Annotated in this window: 20 protein-coding genes; 18 read left to right on the top strand and 2 right to left on the bottom strand. The window is 31.0% G+C overall.

Annotation, left to right across the window (positions count from 1 at the left end; genetic code table 11):
* Positions 1–84 precede the first annotated feature (84 nt).
* From Q0870_RS02525 to Q0870_RS02535, 3 genes are read left to right on the top strand one after another with little or no spacing between them, the layout of a single operon-like run.
* Positions 85–513: a hypothetical protein gene (locus Q0870_RS02525; RefSeq protein WP_298550784.1), complete on the top strand. Its 429-nt coding sequence runs from the start codon at positions 85–87 to the stop codon at positions 511–513.
* Between the two features lie 34 nt (positions 514–547).
* Positions 548–700: a hypothetical protein gene (locus Q0870_RS02530; RefSeq protein ID WP_298550786.1), complete on the top strand. Its 153-nt coding sequence runs from the start codon at positions 548–550 to the stop codon at positions 698–700.
* A gap of 12 nt (positions 701–712) precedes the next feature.
* The gene (locus Q0870_RS02535; protein ID WP_298550788.1) at positions 713–1,294 is read left to right on the top strand and encodes a transposase; all 582 of its coding nucleotides are present in this window, start codon (positions 713–715) and stop codon (positions 1,292–1,294) included.
* A 52-nt stretch (positions 1,295–1,346) separates the two neighbouring features.
* On the opposite strand, the gene Q0870_RS02540 is transcribed toward Q0870_RS02535, so the two are convergent.
* Positions 1,347–1,733, bottom strand: a complete 387-nt coding sequence (locus Q0870_RS02540) for a nucleoside triphosphate pyrophosphohydrolase family protein (protein WP_298550789.1) — start codon at positions 1,731–1,733, stop codon at positions 1,347–1,349.
* 439 nt (positions 1,734–2,172) lie between these two features.
* Here Q0870_RS02540 and Q0870_RS02550 point away from each other — a divergent pair, with 439 nt between their 5' ends.
* The 15 genes from Q0870_RS02550 to Q0870_RS02620 all read left to right on the top strand — a co-directional run bounded on the left by Q0870_RS02550 (position 2,173) and on the right by Q0870_RS02620 (position 14,669).
* Positions 2,173–2,664, top strand: coding sequence for a hypothetical protein (locus Q0870_RS02550; RefSeq protein ID WP_298550791.1), 492 nt, complete (start codon positions 2,173–2,175; stop codon positions 2,662–2,664).
* Between the two features lie 184 nt (positions 2,665–2,848).
* Positions 2,849–3,355, top strand: a complete 507-nt coding sequence (locus Q0870_RS02555) for a hypothetical protein (RefSeq protein WP_298550792.1) — start codon at positions 2,849–2,851, stop codon at positions 3,353–3,355.
* A gap of 3 nt (positions 3,356–3,358) precedes the next feature.
* Positions 3,359–4,498: a sensor histidine kinase gene (locus tag Q0870_RS02560; protein ID WP_298550795.1), complete on the top strand. Its 1,140-nt coding sequence runs from the start codon at positions 3,359–3,361 to the stop codon at positions 4,496–4,498.
* The gene (locus Q0870_RS02565) at positions 4,495–5,118 is read left to right on the top strand and encodes a response regulator transcription factor (protein ID WP_298550797.1); all 624 of its coding nucleotides are present in this window, start codon (positions 4,495–4,497) and stop codon (positions 5,116–5,118) included. Before Q0870_RS02560 ends, Q0870_RS02565 begins: the two co-directional genes overlap by 4 nt.
* A gap of 79 nt (positions 5,119–5,197) precedes the next feature.
* A complete protein-coding gene (locus Q0870_RS02570; protein WP_298550799.1) occupies positions 5,198–5,998 on the top strand; it encodes a hypothetical protein in 801 nt (266 codons plus the stop codon).
* 123 nt (positions 5,999–6,121) lie between these two features.
* On the top strand, positions 6,122–6,595 hold the full coding sequence (locus Q0870_RS02575; RefSeq protein ID WP_298550801.1) for a hypothetical protein: 474 nt from the start codon (positions 6,122–6,124) through the stop codon (positions 6,593–6,595).
* A gap of 184 nt (positions 6,596–6,779) precedes the next feature.
* Positions 6,780–7,169: a LuxR C-terminal-related transcriptional regulator gene (locus Q0870_RS02580; RefSeq protein WP_298550803.1), complete on the top strand. Its 390-nt coding sequence runs from the start codon at positions 6,780–6,782 to the stop codon at positions 7,167–7,169.
* A gap of 303 nt (positions 7,170–7,472) precedes the next feature.
* Positions 7,473–8,492 (top strand): GyrI-like domain-containing protein, encoded by a 1,020-nt coding sequence (locus Q0870_RS02585; RefSeq protein WP_298550805.1) that lies wholly within the window; start codon positions 7,473–7,475, stop codon positions 8,490–8,492.
* 3 nt (positions 8,493–8,495) lie between these two features.
* Positions 8,496–8,861: a fluoride efflux transporter CrcB gene (gene crcB, locus Q0870_RS02590; protein ID WP_298550808.1), complete on the top strand. Its 366-nt coding sequence runs from the start codon at positions 8,496–8,498 to the stop codon at positions 8,859–8,861.
* Between the two features lie 115 nt (positions 8,862–8,976).
* Positions 8,977–10,929: a glycoside hydrolase family 9 protein gene (locus Q0870_RS02595; RefSeq protein ID WP_298550810.1), complete on the top strand. Its 1,953-nt coding sequence runs from the start codon at positions 8,977–8,979 to the stop codon at positions 10,927–10,929.
* Between the two features lie 187 nt (positions 10,930–11,116).
* Complete coding sequence (locus Q0870_RS02600) at positions 11,117–11,920, top strand: helix-turn-helix domain-containing protein (protein WP_298550812.1); 804 nt, start codon at positions 11,117–11,119, stop codon at positions 11,918–11,920.
* A gap of 103 nt (positions 11,921–12,023) precedes the next feature.
* Entirely contained in the window at positions 12,024–12,806 is a 783-nt protein-coding gene (locus tag Q0870_RS02605; protein ID WP_298550814.1) for an alpha/beta fold hydrolase, read from the top strand.
* Positions 12,778–12,909 carry a hypothetical protein gene (locus Q0870_RS02610; protein WP_298550815.1) on the top strand — a complete coding sequence of 44 codons (132 nt, stop codon included), beginning with the start codon at positions 12,778–12,780 and terminating at the stop codon, positions 12,907–12,909. The genes Q0870_RS02605 and Q0870_RS02610 overlap by 29 nt, the downstream gene beginning before the upstream one ends.
* 11 nt (positions 12,910–12,920) lie before the next feature.
* Positions 12,921–13,721 (top strand): CPBP family intramembrane glutamic endopeptidase, encoded by an 801-nt coding sequence (locus Q0870_RS02615; RefSeq protein WP_298550816.1) that lies wholly within the window; start codon positions 12,921–12,923, stop codon positions 13,719–13,721.
* A gap of 132 nt (positions 13,722–13,853) precedes the next feature.
* Positions 13,854–14,669: a DUF5694 domain-containing protein gene (locus tag Q0870_RS02620; protein ID WP_298550817.1), complete on the top strand. Its 816-nt coding sequence runs from the start codon at positions 13,854–13,856 to the stop codon at positions 14,667–14,669.
* Positions 14,670–15,015: 346 nt separating this feature from the next.
* On the opposite strand, the gene Q0870_RS02625 is transcribed toward Q0870_RS02620, so the two are convergent.
* Entirely contained in the window at positions 15,016–15,588 is a 573-nt protein-coding gene (locus Q0870_RS02625; protein ID WP_298551245.1) for a DUF1684 domain-containing protein, read from the bottom strand.
* Positions 15,589–15,653 lie beyond the last annotated feature (65 nt).

Below are 15,653 nucleotides of genomic sequence, written 5' to 3' on the forward strand. Positions count from 1 at the left end.
TGTTAATTAACTTATTGATTAACAGTTTCTTACCTTGTTTTTTAATGTGATTTTCGCATATTAATACCTGATAGCCAATATATTATGTCAGTATTTAAAGACCACAGAATTTCAGTAAGTCAATTATTAGGTGTTGTTCCAGAAGCGCTTTTATCCAAATTATCATTAACGACCAAAGTTGATTATTACGCCAAGGTACTTCATGGCAAAAAAATGTTCTATTTGCTACTTTATGGTATTGTAGAGAATGATAAACTAAGTCAACGCACTTTAGAAGATACTTTCAATGATTTTCTGTTTAAAACGCTTTTTGATTTAGATAAATCTGAAACTATAAGACGAAGTTCTATCTCTGAAAGATTATCTAAAATTGATTCCGATTACTTCCTCCAAATATACCAGTGTGTTTATCAGCAATTTCAAGATGCCTACCCTAACAAGGAAAAACACCATTTAATCCATGTAGATAGTTCTATGGTTAGTGAGGCTTCTTCCAAATTATTAAAAGGTTGACCATAAAAACGGAAAGAAATCTGTTAAATACAGCATGGCTTTTGATGGTTTGTTGCCTTGTCATTCTGAAGTATTTACTAAGTCGGAGTATTCTAGTGAAGATATGGCTTTACCCGAGGCTATAATGAATCATGTAAAGCAAGACGCAAATCATCAAAATATCTATGTCATTGATAGAGGACTTTAATCTACAAGAACAATGAACTCATTTACTAATGATGCTGTTACTTTTATTGTTAGAGCAAAAGAAAACCGAAAGCATGTAGAATTACAGTCATTACTTAATAAAAATCAAGACCTAGATTTAGGAGAATTAACCCTTATTAAAGACAGTAAAGTAAATCTTTATACTGGAAAAGCGATACATAACAAAAAAGGAAATATACATTACAGAGAAGAATTAGTAGAAACTCCTTTTCGTTTAATTGTAGCAAAAACTAAAACAGAGCAACCAAAATACTTTTGGTTTATTACCAATGATTTTGATTTATCTGCAAAACAAGTAGCCCAAGCTTATAGAAGGCGATGGGATATTGAAGTATTCTTTCGTTTTATAAAACAAGAACTCAATGCAAGCCATCTAGTCTCATTGAATAAAAATGGAATAGAAGTTATGCTATACATGACTTTAATTGTAGCAATGTTAATATTAATCTATAAAAAAGCTAACAAAATAGGTTATAAAACAGCCAAGAGAAGATTTAAAATGGAACTCAGAAATTTAGCTATTGCTATGATTGTTGTAGACTGCAAAGGAAACTTAAACCATTTTGAGACTTAAAAAAAATGGTCGAAATTTCTTCCGACCATGACTAGCCAAATGGCTGCTTTTTTTATTTATCTAAAATAGACTGAATGTTAGGTTTAAAATAATTTGGCCCTTTAAGTACCTTTCCGTCTTCACGATAAATAGGCTGTCCATTCTCTCCTAGTTTACTCATATTACTTCGCTGTATTTCTTCAAATACTTCTTCTATTTTATGTTGCATGCCATGCTCAATAATGGTTCCACACAAAATGTAAAGCATATCGCCTAAAGCATCTGCAACCTCAACTAAATCATTGTTATTCGCTGCCTCGTAATACTCCTCGTTTTCCTCTTTCATTAAGTTAAAACGCAATTTGTTTTTGTCTTCTCCTAAATTAGCTTTTGGAGTTTCTCTATGTCCTATTTTAAATGCCGTATGAAAAGCCTTTACTGCTTCTATTTTATTTTTCATAAATTCTATTTTGTCATTCCCTTGTAGATGGGAATCTCATCATTATTATTAAATTTGCATAAAAATAACTATATGTTTAGTAAAGGTCAAATCATTTTTGGAATTATATTCTTCATAGTCTTTGCTATTGTAATTGCCTACACTTACCGTAAAGATTTGAAACTTCACAAACGTTTTTATGCAGGTAGCATATGGGTATTAATAGCCTTCATTGCTTTTATTTTGTTTATTTCTGCTATTAAGTTTTTCTTTAAGTAAAACATTACTCAAACTTTTAACCTGTAAAACCTTACTTCGGTTTTATTTGCTTTTAATCTAGGTTTTAGGCTTTTGGAAATTGGTTTTTCTAAATTCATGAATGAATATACCTAGTAATGGGTATTTTTTTACAACATCCTTTTCAGGAGGTTTGTAATTATTAACTAACAAACCACAAATTATGAAAATTAAACTTATTATCATTTTATTTTTTACCATTCTCTTTTCTTCATGTAATAAACTACCTCAAAGTGAAGTTAAAATTGTCGAACAATATTTTGAGTGCGCTGGAAATCTTTCATTGGAAAATTATGACTTTTGTTCTGACACTGAAGCATTATGTGGCACAAAATTTTACAATAGCCAATACGGTTATGCTTTATTTTCTATACCCACCCCTAGAAATTCTGAACTAAAATTCAAAGAATACAGAGACGACACCATCTTTTATACTTGTAAATCACCAAAATACTCGAATGATGTTTATTTACAGAGTAAATTTAGAACAGGACTTGATAAGGGCAAAGGAAAAACAATACATATTAGCGTAATATATGATTTTGAGAATACAGATTGTGTTCAATTGGCAAACTTGAAAGAAAAAGAGAAAACTACTCCTATTCAAGGTGTTCCTACATTTTTAGAGTTTGAAAATTGTGAATTTAAAAATTAGGCTTTTAACATTTATATTTATTTCCCAATCACTCTGTTTTTCGCAGAGTGATTCTACCTTTTATTACTTTCATGAATCTACTACCGCCAATAGAGTACTAAATCTAGTGAAGAAATCTACTAATAAAATAGATATCAACTTTTTTAGTTTAATCTACCATTCAAAACTAAAAAAACCGGATTCAATGCTGTATTATTTAAACCTTATAAAAAGTAATAAAGTATTTTTCAAAGAAAACAAAAGTAAACTCTTATATTTTGAAGGCTATTATAACAAGCTTATAGATAATGATTCATTATTTGTTAAAAATAGTTATCAAGCCTACAAAACAGGAGTGAAATCTAATGATACGCTTTCTATTTTAAACAGTCTTGCTGCGCTTTCTCAATCCTATGATTATTTAAACGATTATTCTTATAATTTTGAATACTTAAAACTTTATAAAGAAAATGCTGAAAAATATAAAGATGAAACGCATAAAATAATTCAACTTTTCTTATTAGGTAATTACCATTTATATAGAGACCAAACTCAACTAGCATCAAAAAACTATCATAATATTTTAAATAAATCATTGCGAAAAAAGGATAGTATTTACATTTTATCCACCTATCATAATTTAGGTGCTTTGCATGAAATGTCAACTAAAAATTCAGACTCTGCAATTTATTATTTTAATAAAAAAATTTAATTCATGAATAAATACCCTGAATTGAGCAACCCTAATATATACTTTTTTACTTATTTGAGCCTTGGAAATGCCTACGCTTCAAAGAATAAAATAGAACTAGCTCAATTAAATTACAGCATTGCAGATACTATAAAAACAAATGGAAATCAACTTTACAACAAATCGTTAATAAAAGAGAACTTATCACTATTACATGCTCAATCCAAAAATTATAAATTAGCCTATGACAATTTAATTGACTTCAATGCATTAAATGATAGCCTGAACAAAAAAGATCAAAGAATAGCAGTTGCAAATATCAAAGAACAATACGACAACGAAAAACTACGTGCAGATAACTTAGAAATCGAATCAAAAAGAAAACAAAATAAAAACTTACTAATAGGAGCATTAGTCTTCATACTTTTCGGAGGCATAACAGGATTCCTTTTCCAAAAAAACACCAGAAAAAAACAAAAACTAGCAGAACAAGAAAAAGCACTTGAAACTCAAAAATTAGCAACCGTATTAAAAGAACAAGAATTGGTTAGTATTGATGCCATGATTGAAGGTCAAGAAAAAGAACGACAGCGTATAGCCAATGATTTACATGACGATTTAGGAGGTCTTATGGCGACAGTAAAACTACATTTTAATGTTTTAAAAGATAAACAAACACCAGAATTATTTGATAAAACTACTGGGTTACTAGATGAAGCTTATAATAAAATACGCAGTATTGCTCATGCCAAAAACTCAGGTGTAATTGCTAAACAAGGGTTGCTAAAAGCAGTACAGAATATGGCTGATAAAATTTCTGTTTCTAACAAAATAACGGTTGATGTTATAGATCATGGCTTAGAAAACAGACTTGAAAATAGCTTAGAGTTAACTATTTTTAGAATTATTCAAGAACTTATAACCAATGTTATAAAACATGCTGATGCTAATGAAGCAACAATACATTTAACCAACCATGATGAAACTTTAAATATTATGATTGAAGACAATGGAAAAGGTTTTAACCCAAGCCAGATTACAACTAAAAATAAAGGAATGGGTATCAGTAGTATAGACAAACGCGTGGAACACTTAAATGGAACTATGACCATAGAATCTGAGCATACAAAAGGTACAACCATAATAATAGATATCCCAATATGATACGATTAGCTATAGCCGAGGACCACCAATCCTTAATTGATGGTATAAAACTACTTTTAGAATATGAAGATGGTATTTCTATTATTGGTACTGCTAATGATGGAGAGGCACTCCTTGATATTGTAGAAAAAAAACAACCCAATGTGGTGTTAACCGATATAAGAATGCCTAAAATGGATGGTATTGAAGTCACAAAACAGATTAAGAAAAAATATCCAAAAATAAATGTTTTGGCTTTTACCATGTTCGAGCAAATTGAGGCTATACAACAAATGATAAACGTAGGTGCTTCTGGATATATTTTAAAAAACTCATCATTAAAAGAAGTCCACAATGCTATTCTAACTGTTGCAGAAGGCGAAACCTATTTTGATGCTAACATTAATACTAATATTTTAAATTCAGAATCAAGTAACAAAACAAAAGGTATATTAACCAAACGTCAAATTGAAATATTAGAGCTTATAAGTCAAGGAAAAACCTCTAGAGAAATTTCTGAATTACTATTTATTGGTATACATACTGTTGATACTCATCGTAAAAATATGGTGCGTATTCTTGGACTTCAAGGTAAAGGAGAATTAATGCGTTATGCTTTGGAGAAAAAGTATAGATTTTAGGATTTACCTAGTATTGGGTATTATGTCGCTTATTTTTTTAAACGAGTTTTGAAATAAAAAACCATTAAAACTTATAATCATGAAAAAATTAATATTAATCGTACTCTTAACTCAAAATTACTGTTTTTCTCAATTTAAAAATTACACAATTTCTGAAAACAAAGTAGTTTGCGAAAAAATGTACTCTGATATTAGTACTTTGGAAATAATTGAAGATTACCGTATAAGTTCTAGTATGACACTGACAAAAGCAGATGGTTTAACTTCATTTCTAGTTGGAAAAGTAGCAAAAATCCCTGATTATATTACTCAATATCTTAAAAAAAGAAAACTAAAATTTACAGCAAATTATGAAGCAAAAAACGCACTAATTTTTGCTAGTAACAAAAGTAGCCTTCCAAAGTTAATTTTTAAAAGAAGTTTTTACAATCAGGTAAATAAAATAGCCACAAATGCTATGGAGCTTACTTTAATTCCAGAAATGGTTCAAGATGAAAAGTTTTTAGTTTTTAAAGTCGGTAAATTATCATTTGAATATTCAAAAGCCAAAATAAAAACAAAAGCTCCTAGAATTAATCTATTAGTGGAAATTACCGCATATTATAGTAAAGCAAAAGATAATAGTACCTTAGAAAAAACTGAGTCAAAATCTAGTGCAATAATTATTCCTGTAGATTTAAGTGTAAAAGACCAAATTACAAGTAATATATCAAACAAATTATCTGATGTTTTTATTGCTGATGGAATATCAGAAATAAGTGTAAAAGTGACAGAAATAAACCCATATAAATTAAAGCTTGAAGAATTAGAAAGTTTTATAACTGATAACAATGAAGATTTATCAGGGTTGTTTAGCGAATTATCTAAACTATTAAAATAATTACAAAGCAAATACTATCTAAAACCTTACAATAAGTCAATAAAATATCCCCAATACTGGGGATTTTTTTATGCAAGATCATGTCATAGGTTTGCTGAGTTATTAACAATAAAATAAATATTTATGAAAACAATTCAACAAACACTTACTCTCTTACTTATTGCAACTTTAATCTTTTCGTGTAGTGAAGAAGAAGAACCTGAAGTTATAGTTAATGAAACTTCTGTAATTCCAGTAACAGATTTAGGAAGAACGAATACCCTTTTAGGTTGTGTAGAAATCACAACAAGAGACACCAAAATTGAAGTTTGGGATCACGGCAAAATTGATAATGATATTGTGTCTATTATTGCAAATGGGGAGACTATTATTAACGAACAAATTCTAGATGGTCCGTTTAATCCGATTGAAACCAATTACAATTTTGATAGTAATGGTTTTAATTATGTAACGTTATATGCACATAATTTAGGAGATATTGCTCCTAACACTTGCACTATTGCTATTAATGGTGTTGAATTTATTCTTGAAGCAAATTTAGATGCAAATGGATCTATTGATGTAATTGTTGGAGGCTTTGGAGTAAGTTGTAATTAAACTATCATTGTATTTAGACTAATGTATTACATAGGTCATTTTACATTAAACTGGAACTAGTATTATGAATTTTCACATTCACAAGACAATAGTTTTTTGATTTAGTTAGTTTTAAAATCCCCAACATTGGGGGTTTTTTCGTTTTATTCTAAACTCTAAATTGCTGCTAAATCCATTATCCCAAATGTTAGCCATTAAAAGTCTCTTAAAAACTATAAATGACCTAAAACAAAAAGGGCTTGAATTATCTGAAGAAGATATTCTGACTTTATTAAAGGCAACCAAATCGATTGCCAAAAACAAAACCGCCTTAAACTCATACATTTCATTTTTTAAAAGACTTGATAAGAAAAAACTCGATAATATTAACTCACTTACTAAAAGAGAGCTAGAAATTCTTAAATCAATTGGAAAAGGCGAAAGTTCCTTACTGATTGCCAAAAACCTAAATTTAAGTATTTCAACCATCGAAACTCACCGAAAAAACATTCGTAAAAAATTAGAATTGATAGGCAAAGGTAAACTCATTGAGTACGCAATTTTAAGTAATTTAAAATCTACTGAATTAAATTAAACCTAGTCAAAACAAATAATTTCAGACTCTTAAAAATAAATATTACTTTTTAACGCAACCATTTTAAAAAAGCTGCATCTATTAAATAAATAATCCATACAAAAATGAATATTCTATTAATAATTAGTGCTCTTCTTGTTATTAATCTAATGTTATTAATCTTCAGTGTAAATAATAAAACGGATCCTTGAAAAAGTACGTTTGGCTTCCATTTTATTATTAAAAAATCACCTGTCTTTTTATATTTTTATCAAAAATTTTAAAATGAGTATCTTTGATTTGTAATTTTTCAAATCATAAAAAATGAAAGCTCTCAAATACATCCTATTCTTATTACTTATTGTAATTATCGGAACGGCTATATACATTGCTGTACAGCCTAATAGTTTTGAAGTAAGCAGAACTAGAACTATAAATGCTCCTGCTTCAGTGATTTACAATAATGTAATTGATTATAAAAACTGGGAAACTTGGTCTTCTTGGATTGAAGCAGACCCAGACATGAAAATCACACTTCCAGAACAAACAAGAGGTATTAACAGCTCTTATTCTTGGGAAGATAAAGATGGTATTGGTACTATGAAAACTATTGCTGCAATACCAAACGAATCTATTCAACAACAAATACAATTCGCAGATTTCCCACCTTCTGACATATCATGGAATTTTAAGAAAAATGAAAATGGCTCTACTGATGCAACCTGGACCATTTCTGGAAAAGATTTGCCATTTGGATTTAAAGCTTTTGCCACATTTATGGGTGGTATGGAAAAACAAATCGCACCACATTACGAACGTAGTTTAGAAAAATTAGATAGCGTAGTTCAACAAAGTATGAAAGTTTACACTATAAAGATTGATGGTGAAACAGAATATGGTGGTGGCTTTTATATGTACAAAACAACCTCGGCTACAAGTGCAAATATTAGCCAAATAATTGGAAAGCAATTTGGTGAAATTATGAGTTATATGGCTCAAAACAATATTGTATCTAATGGCATGCCATTTACTATATATAATGAAATGAATACAGAAAATGGAACTGTAATTATGAGCAATGCCATACCTGTAAGAGACCGCGTAGTTGTTGATAGAGCTAGTGAAATTATATGTGGTTACATTCCTAAAACAAAAGTTTTAAAAACAACTTTAAAAGGAAACTACACTTACCTCCCGAAAGCTTGGGAAACTACCATGGCTCATCTTGGAAAATACAATCTGAAACAATCAAATTTAAAACCATTTGAGATTTATACTAATGATCCTGGTGATTTTCCTAATCCAGCAAATTGGATAACTGAAATATACATCCCTATTAAATAGTAAATGAAAAATATCCTTTTAGTCTTTTTGGGTGGTGGTTTTGGTAGTGTTTTACGATTTGTTATTGGAAAATATCTAAACAATGCTGAAACAGGAATTCCTTACGGCACCTTTGCAGCTAATATTTTAGGAAGTTTATTAATTGGCATTATTTTAGGTTTAGCGACAAAAAATAACGCATTATCTCAAAGTCATACTTTGTTGTTGGCTACAGGATTTTGTGGTGGATTTACAACGTTTTCAACCTTTGCTTACGAGAATCATGTGTTTTTAAAATCTGGCGATTTTACAAGTTTTGCTGTTTACAGTATTACGAGTTTTGTTATTGGATTTTTGGCTGTTTTTGCAGGAATATATTTTGTGAAATAGTTGAAATTAATAATACTGCTTCTTAATAACACAATCGCATATTCTTATTGAGTTTTTGTATATTTGATTTTAGTAAAAAAAAATGACCATTATAAATAAATTTACAAGAAATAAGATGAAATCAAAATTACTTACAATAACTTTACTCTTAATCACAAGTGTTTGTTTTTCACAAGCTATTGAAATTAGATATAATCAATTAGGTTATTTTAACGATAGAGATAAAATCATTAGTATCACTTCTAAAAACAGTTTCTCTCCTCAGGCATTTACCGTTTTAGATGCTAGCGATAATGTTGTTTTATCTGGAACCTCTGAAACAGTTAATTATTGGTCGGATTCGCAAGAATATGTTTCCAAAGCAGATATATCTTCTATTAATACAGCTGGAGCATATAAATTTCAAGCAAATGGTTTAGAGGTTTTATTCAACATTGGTACAGATATCTACCAATCTATTTCAGATGCAAGTTTAAAATATTATTATTATAACAGAGCATCTACATCTATATCAGCGACATATGGTGGTATATACGCAAGAAGTATGGGGCATCCTGATACAAATGTTCGAGTACATAGTTCAGCAGCTTCATCTGCAAGACCAACAAATACCATTATTTCATCGCCTAAAGGCTGGTACGATGCTGGTGATTATAACAAGTATATCGTAAATAGTGGAATTTCTACTTATACGCTTTTAGCGGCTTATGAACATTATGAAACGTATTACCAAGCAAAAACTATAAATATACCTGAAACAGGAGGTGATTTACCTGATTTATTAGATGAAATTAAATGGAATTTAGATTGGATGCTTACCATGCAAGAACCTTTAGATGGTGGTGTTTATCATAAACTTACAGGACTAAATTTTTCAGGGAGAATAATGCCTAACAATTATAATGCTACGCGATATGTAATTAAGAAAAGTACAGCAGCAGCATTAAACTTTGCAGCAGTTATGGCCATGGCTTCAAGGGTTTACTCTAATTATGAAACTGAGTTACCTGGTTATAGTACTGCCTTAATAAATGCAGCTGAAGCCGCTTATGCGTGGGCAGAATCTAACCCTAATGTTTACTTCACAAACCCTGCTGGTGTTAATACTGGACAATATGGAGACACTAATGTAACCGATGAGTTTCAATGGGCAGCTGTAGAGTTATTTATTACAACAGGAAATACTAATTACAGTAACGACATTAATTTATTAAGCATTGGAAATGGCACACCGAGTTGGCAATACACAGACCCTTTAGCATTAATTTCGATGTTGTATCACGATTCTGCTTTTTCTTCAAGTGATATTAATACGGCTAAAAATATTTTTTTAAGTACTGCTGATGCACTAAAAAACCAAGTAGACAATTCTGCAATGAATATTACCATGGGTACATCAAATGATTATGTTTGGGGCAGTAATGGTGTAGCTTCAAATCAAGTTATTCTATTAATTAGAGCTTACGAAATTACAAACGATTCATCTTATTTAGACTCCGCCTACGTTGCTATGGACTATTTGTTGGGTAGAAACGGAACAGGGTATTGTTATGTTTCAGGATTTGGAGACATTTCACCAGTAAATCCGCATCACAGAATATCTGATTCTGATGGTGTTACCGCACCTATTCCTGGCATGTTATGCGGTGGCCCTAATCCTGGAAGACAAGATGGTTGTTCTGGTTATATAAACACATCTAAAGCGGGTTCTTACGTTGACAGTTGGTGCTCTTACGCATCAAACGAAGTAACTATAAATTGGAATGCACCATTAGCATACGGATTAAATGCCTTGAATTTTTATCAAAATGGAGCTTCTTTAAGTGTTAATGATTTTGATTTATCTGATACAACATTAACTGTATACCCTAATCCTACACAAGGTGAATTTGATTTGAAATCTACCAGAAAAATTGAATCTGTAACGGTCTATAATGCCATTGGTAAAATTGTACATACCACAACATCATCTCATATTAAATTACCAAATATTCAAGATGGGTTATACTTTCTAAGAGTTAATACTGAAGACAACAGAACGTATGTTAAAAAATTATTGAAAAGATAAAACTCCTTTATTAATTAAAACATAGTAACGATAATTTGTAATTGGATTTTTGTCTGTTTTACGATATGTATTTGAAAAAACAGAAACTTGACTTTGTAAAAATTTTCAGCTACCTTCGTTTAACCTCGGATATAAAACATTAAAACGATTTCATATCCGTGGAACAGTTGGCGAGCATTCAATAGAAATGAATTACCATGAAACAATAGTATCAAATGAACAGCTAAAGGACAGTACTTTATGCTATTGGGAAATGAACGGTTTTATAGATCTAGAAGAGGGCATTGACTTGAGATATATCCCAGAAGGCCAAAATTTGTTAATCTTTAATTTTGGGAATCCTATTGAATTATTAGACACTTCAGAAAAAAACTCATTTTTAAGCTCTCCTTTTTTTGTCATTCCGGCGATTGCTTCAAGCAGGCTATTTAATCAAAAAGGGAAAATAGACCTTTTTGGAATTTCTTTTATTGCTGATGGACTTTTCAATTTAATACAGCAGCCCATTTCAAAACTTCAAAACAGTTTTCCAATTAATTTGAAAGATAAATGTGAAGAAATGTACGCCCAAATGGAGCAAATGACCTTTACGGATCGGTCTGAATTGGTAGAAAGTTTTTTAATCGGACATATCAAACAAAATAACGGAAATCCATCTTTCAGTAAAGCTTATAAAATGATCAAAGAGGCTAAAGGATGCATTAAGGTTAGCGACTTAGCTAAAAAGGTTTACGTAACTGAAAGGCAACTACAAAGACTATTCAGGATTCGTTTAGGAATCTCCCCAAAAGACTACTGTAAAGTGGTTCGGGTAAATAGCTATATTGATTTTATTTTAAATAGAGAAAACCTTGTTGATTGGATGGAGCTAGTAGTTGCATTTGATTACCATGACCAGCCGCATTTAATTAATGAGGTAAAGGCTATTTCAAAGTTATCTCCGCAAAAATTACTATCCTATCGTGATACCCTCTATGATTACTATGCTTAATCTGAGATAGGTCGGATTTCTACAATTTTTACCTTTCACAAGGTTCTAGTTTTGTATCAAAAATTAAATGAAACGAATTCTTCTGATACTAAACTTATTGATTATGTGTAACTCGGTAAAATCTCAAAGCTGGATAGATACAACCTTATATCCATTTAAGTCAAACTTCTTAACAACTGAAACGGGTAAGTTACATTATGTTGATGAGGGGAAAGGTGATGTTATTTTATTTGTTCATGGTACGCCAACATGGTCTTTTCTTTATCGGAATTATATAAAGGAAATGTCCAAATCATACCGCTGTGTAGCCATAGATCATCTTGGTTTTGGACTGTCAGAAAAACCCAAAGATTTTGCAGGTACACCAAACGAACATTCGAATAATCTAAAACTTCTCATTGAGCATCTAAACCTAAAGGACATTACTCTAGTCGTTCATGATTTTGGTGGCCCTATTGGTTTGTCCTTTGCCATCTCCAAACCTGAGAACGTTAAAAGAATTATCATGTTCAATACCTGGCTTTGGGAAACAAAAGAAGATAAAAATGCTCAAAAGATTGATAGAATTCTTCATAGCAAACTTGGGAACTTTCTTTACTTGAATTCTAATTTTTCACCTAATGTGTTACTTAAAAAAGCTTTTTACAACAAAAAGCAACTAAGTAGAAACGTACATAAACATTACAAAGGCCCTTTTCCAAATAAGAACAGTAGGTATGGCTTGCTCAATATTGGAAAATCATTGATTGGTTCATCTAATTGGTATGGAGAATTATGGAAAAAAGCAGAAGTGATTAAAAACAAACCTGTTTTAATTCTTTGGGGAGAAAAAGATGACTTCATCAAAAAAAAACAATTTGGAGAAGTGGCAAGATTTTCTGAGTAATGAAAAAACACACCTTTTTGAAGCAGGCCATTTTGTGCTAGAGGAAAAAACAGATGAAAGTATTGAGATTATTCGCCAATGGTTGAGTACTGAAATTCAATAATTAAAATCGTCATGGGAAAAATCAATAGTTTATTAGTTTCAAATCCAATTTTTGGATTTGTTATACTAACATTTTTTATCTCTGCTGCTTCATTCTTGATTATGCTAAAGATTCCTGAGGCTCAAACGCCAGAATCTATGAAAGGATTACCTGTATGGCTCATAGCTATTTGGAGTCCAAACATTGCTGCTATTATTATATGGTTAGCTCAGAAAAAAGCACTTTTGAGTATTAAAGCTGCATTTTCAATTCCACAATTTTCATGGTGGATGTTATTAGTATTAATTCCCTTACTTGTTGCTGGGATATTATTAATTATAGAAGTTTCAAGAGGAAACACAATTCAATGGTCGAATTTTAAACTGAGTTATGTTTTACCTCTTGTATTCATCAATCTAATTATGGGACCATTGGGAGAAGAGTTGGGTTGGCGTGGATTTCTATACCCAATACTAAAAAGTAATTATGGTTGGATGGGAGGCGCCTTGGTAATAGGTGCTATATGGGCTATTTGGCACGCCCCATTATGGTTTCTTGATTCTCCTCAATCAAAAATTCCTTTTTGGGCATTCGCTATCAATGTAGTCTTACTGAGCATCTTAATGTCTATCATTTACAATCATTCTCAAGGCTCCATTTTAGCTGTGGTTTTACTACATCTAACTTTTAATGTAAGCCTTGGCTTTATTGATATTTTAGGCTCTCATCAATCAGGAGTTTATATTATCAAAAGCTTGTACATATATGTTCCGTTGGTATTAGTGCTGATTGGCATTCATGAAATCACAAAAACATATCAATGTGAAATTTAATTTAAATAAAGACAAATTATTATGAGTAAAAAGACGCTTATTTATGGAATTCTAATACTGAATTTATTATACTGATGTTCCAATATTAAAGAAACTCAAGTCCTTTCGGAAAATTCGAATCATACTTCGATAATGTTGCTTGGAGTATACCACTTTAATAACCCTGGAAAAGACAGCTACAATACAGAGGTTGATGACTATGGGACGACTAAAAGACAAAAAGAAATCAAAGAAGTAGTTCATTTGTTAGAAGAATTTAAGCCTACCAAAATTCTTGTTGAACTTTCTCCAACAGAGCAATCAAAAATAGATAGTTTATATAATCTTTATTTAACAAATCAAATCACTCTGGAGGATATTCAAGGCGGTATTAATGAAGTATATCAAATTGGTTTTAGGCTTGGAAAGCAACTAAACGGGATTGATGTAATTGCTGTTGATTACCATGGCAACTGGCTTGCTCCTTATGCAGATTTTATTGCGGATACCTTGGTGTTTGAGGATTATTTGAACCATAGTTCTACTTATGCACAAAGTATGAAAGAAAAAAATGACTTGTTTTTAAAAAACAGCATTAGAGAGAACCTGATTTACTTGAACGAGCAAGAGCAAATATTAGACAATCACAATTACTATAATAATATTGCTATCAAGGTTAAGGATACAGCAAATATTATGTTTACGTATCAAGAATCAGAGCAAGAAATAAACGGTCTGCATTATCAAATGAGGTCTTTTGATTTCGATAATATAGGAGTAGAACTAGTGGCAGAATGGTACAAACGTAACTTATTCATTTATCGGAATATTCTTGAAAATTCAGAAGAAAACGATAGGATACTTTTGATAATTGGAAGTGGACATGTTTTCTATTTAAACCAATTACTCGAAAATAATTCGAAATGTAAATTGATAAGACCAAATGAGTTTATGAGTCGGCAAGATTAAGATAAACCAATTTTCTAAAAAAACTCTTTTTAGTGATAAAAGTTGAGAATAATAATAAAAACGACTCGCCAACAATGTATAAAAGCAATAGCGGTTTGGGTGTGTATTCGAGCCATTTATTGTGTTTAATTGAGTATTTTAACATCCGAAAGTTTAGTACAATATAATCCGCTACTGCTCTTATACAGAACGTTGGAGTGAATTCCTGCGTCATTCACTCCAACGTCCCGCGAATAAGATTTGGAGCGACTGCCAAAAGGCACTCACACCAACAACGAATAAAATTCATTGAAACAAATCTTATTCGCGGGGACGTTAAACGAGCCTCCCAAAATCCTCATAAAACTCAGTGCTTTTCAAAAGCTTTAACTCCTGCCTCTACTCTAGTTTTTAAATAATTTTTTCGGGGTACTATTGGGCAAGAATATTTATCGTTATACGCACAATATGGGTTATAAGCTTTATTGAAATCGATAATTATAGTATCTGCTTCTGGGATTATGGCATCAATGTAGCGCCCGCCTCCGTAACTTTCTAATCCGTTGGTTTCATCTAAGAAAGGTAAAAAGAGATAATCTTTATACGCTTCTTCTTGCATTAAATCTTGGTTTTGGTATATGTTTAGTTTGTATAATTTACCTTTTAAGTTAAAAGTTAACTCGCCATATTTAACATAAATTGGTAGCCTACTGGTTGTGGTTTTCATTTTAAAAGCTTTCTCGTTAGAAGTTCTTTTAAAATTAGCTTTAACAACGTAAGTAGAATCAAACTTAAAAAAATCTAAACTCGTAAAGTTCTTTCTATCCTTATATTTTAATGGTGATTTGCTGGCGTCTTTATAATCTGCATTTATTTCTTTTTGAAATTCTGTTTGGCCTTGTAATGGCCGTTTTTTTTGTGCGCAACTTGTACACATCATAACCAAGGTAAGTAATACTGCCAATAGCCTTTTGGGTGTTGCTGGCTGATATGCCCGCGTTAGGG

Origin of the sequence: uncultured Algibacter sp., from assembly GCF_947487575.1 — a bacterium.
Lineage (GTDB): Bacteria > Bacteroidota > Bacteroidia > Flavobacteriales > Flavobacteriaceae > Algibacter_B.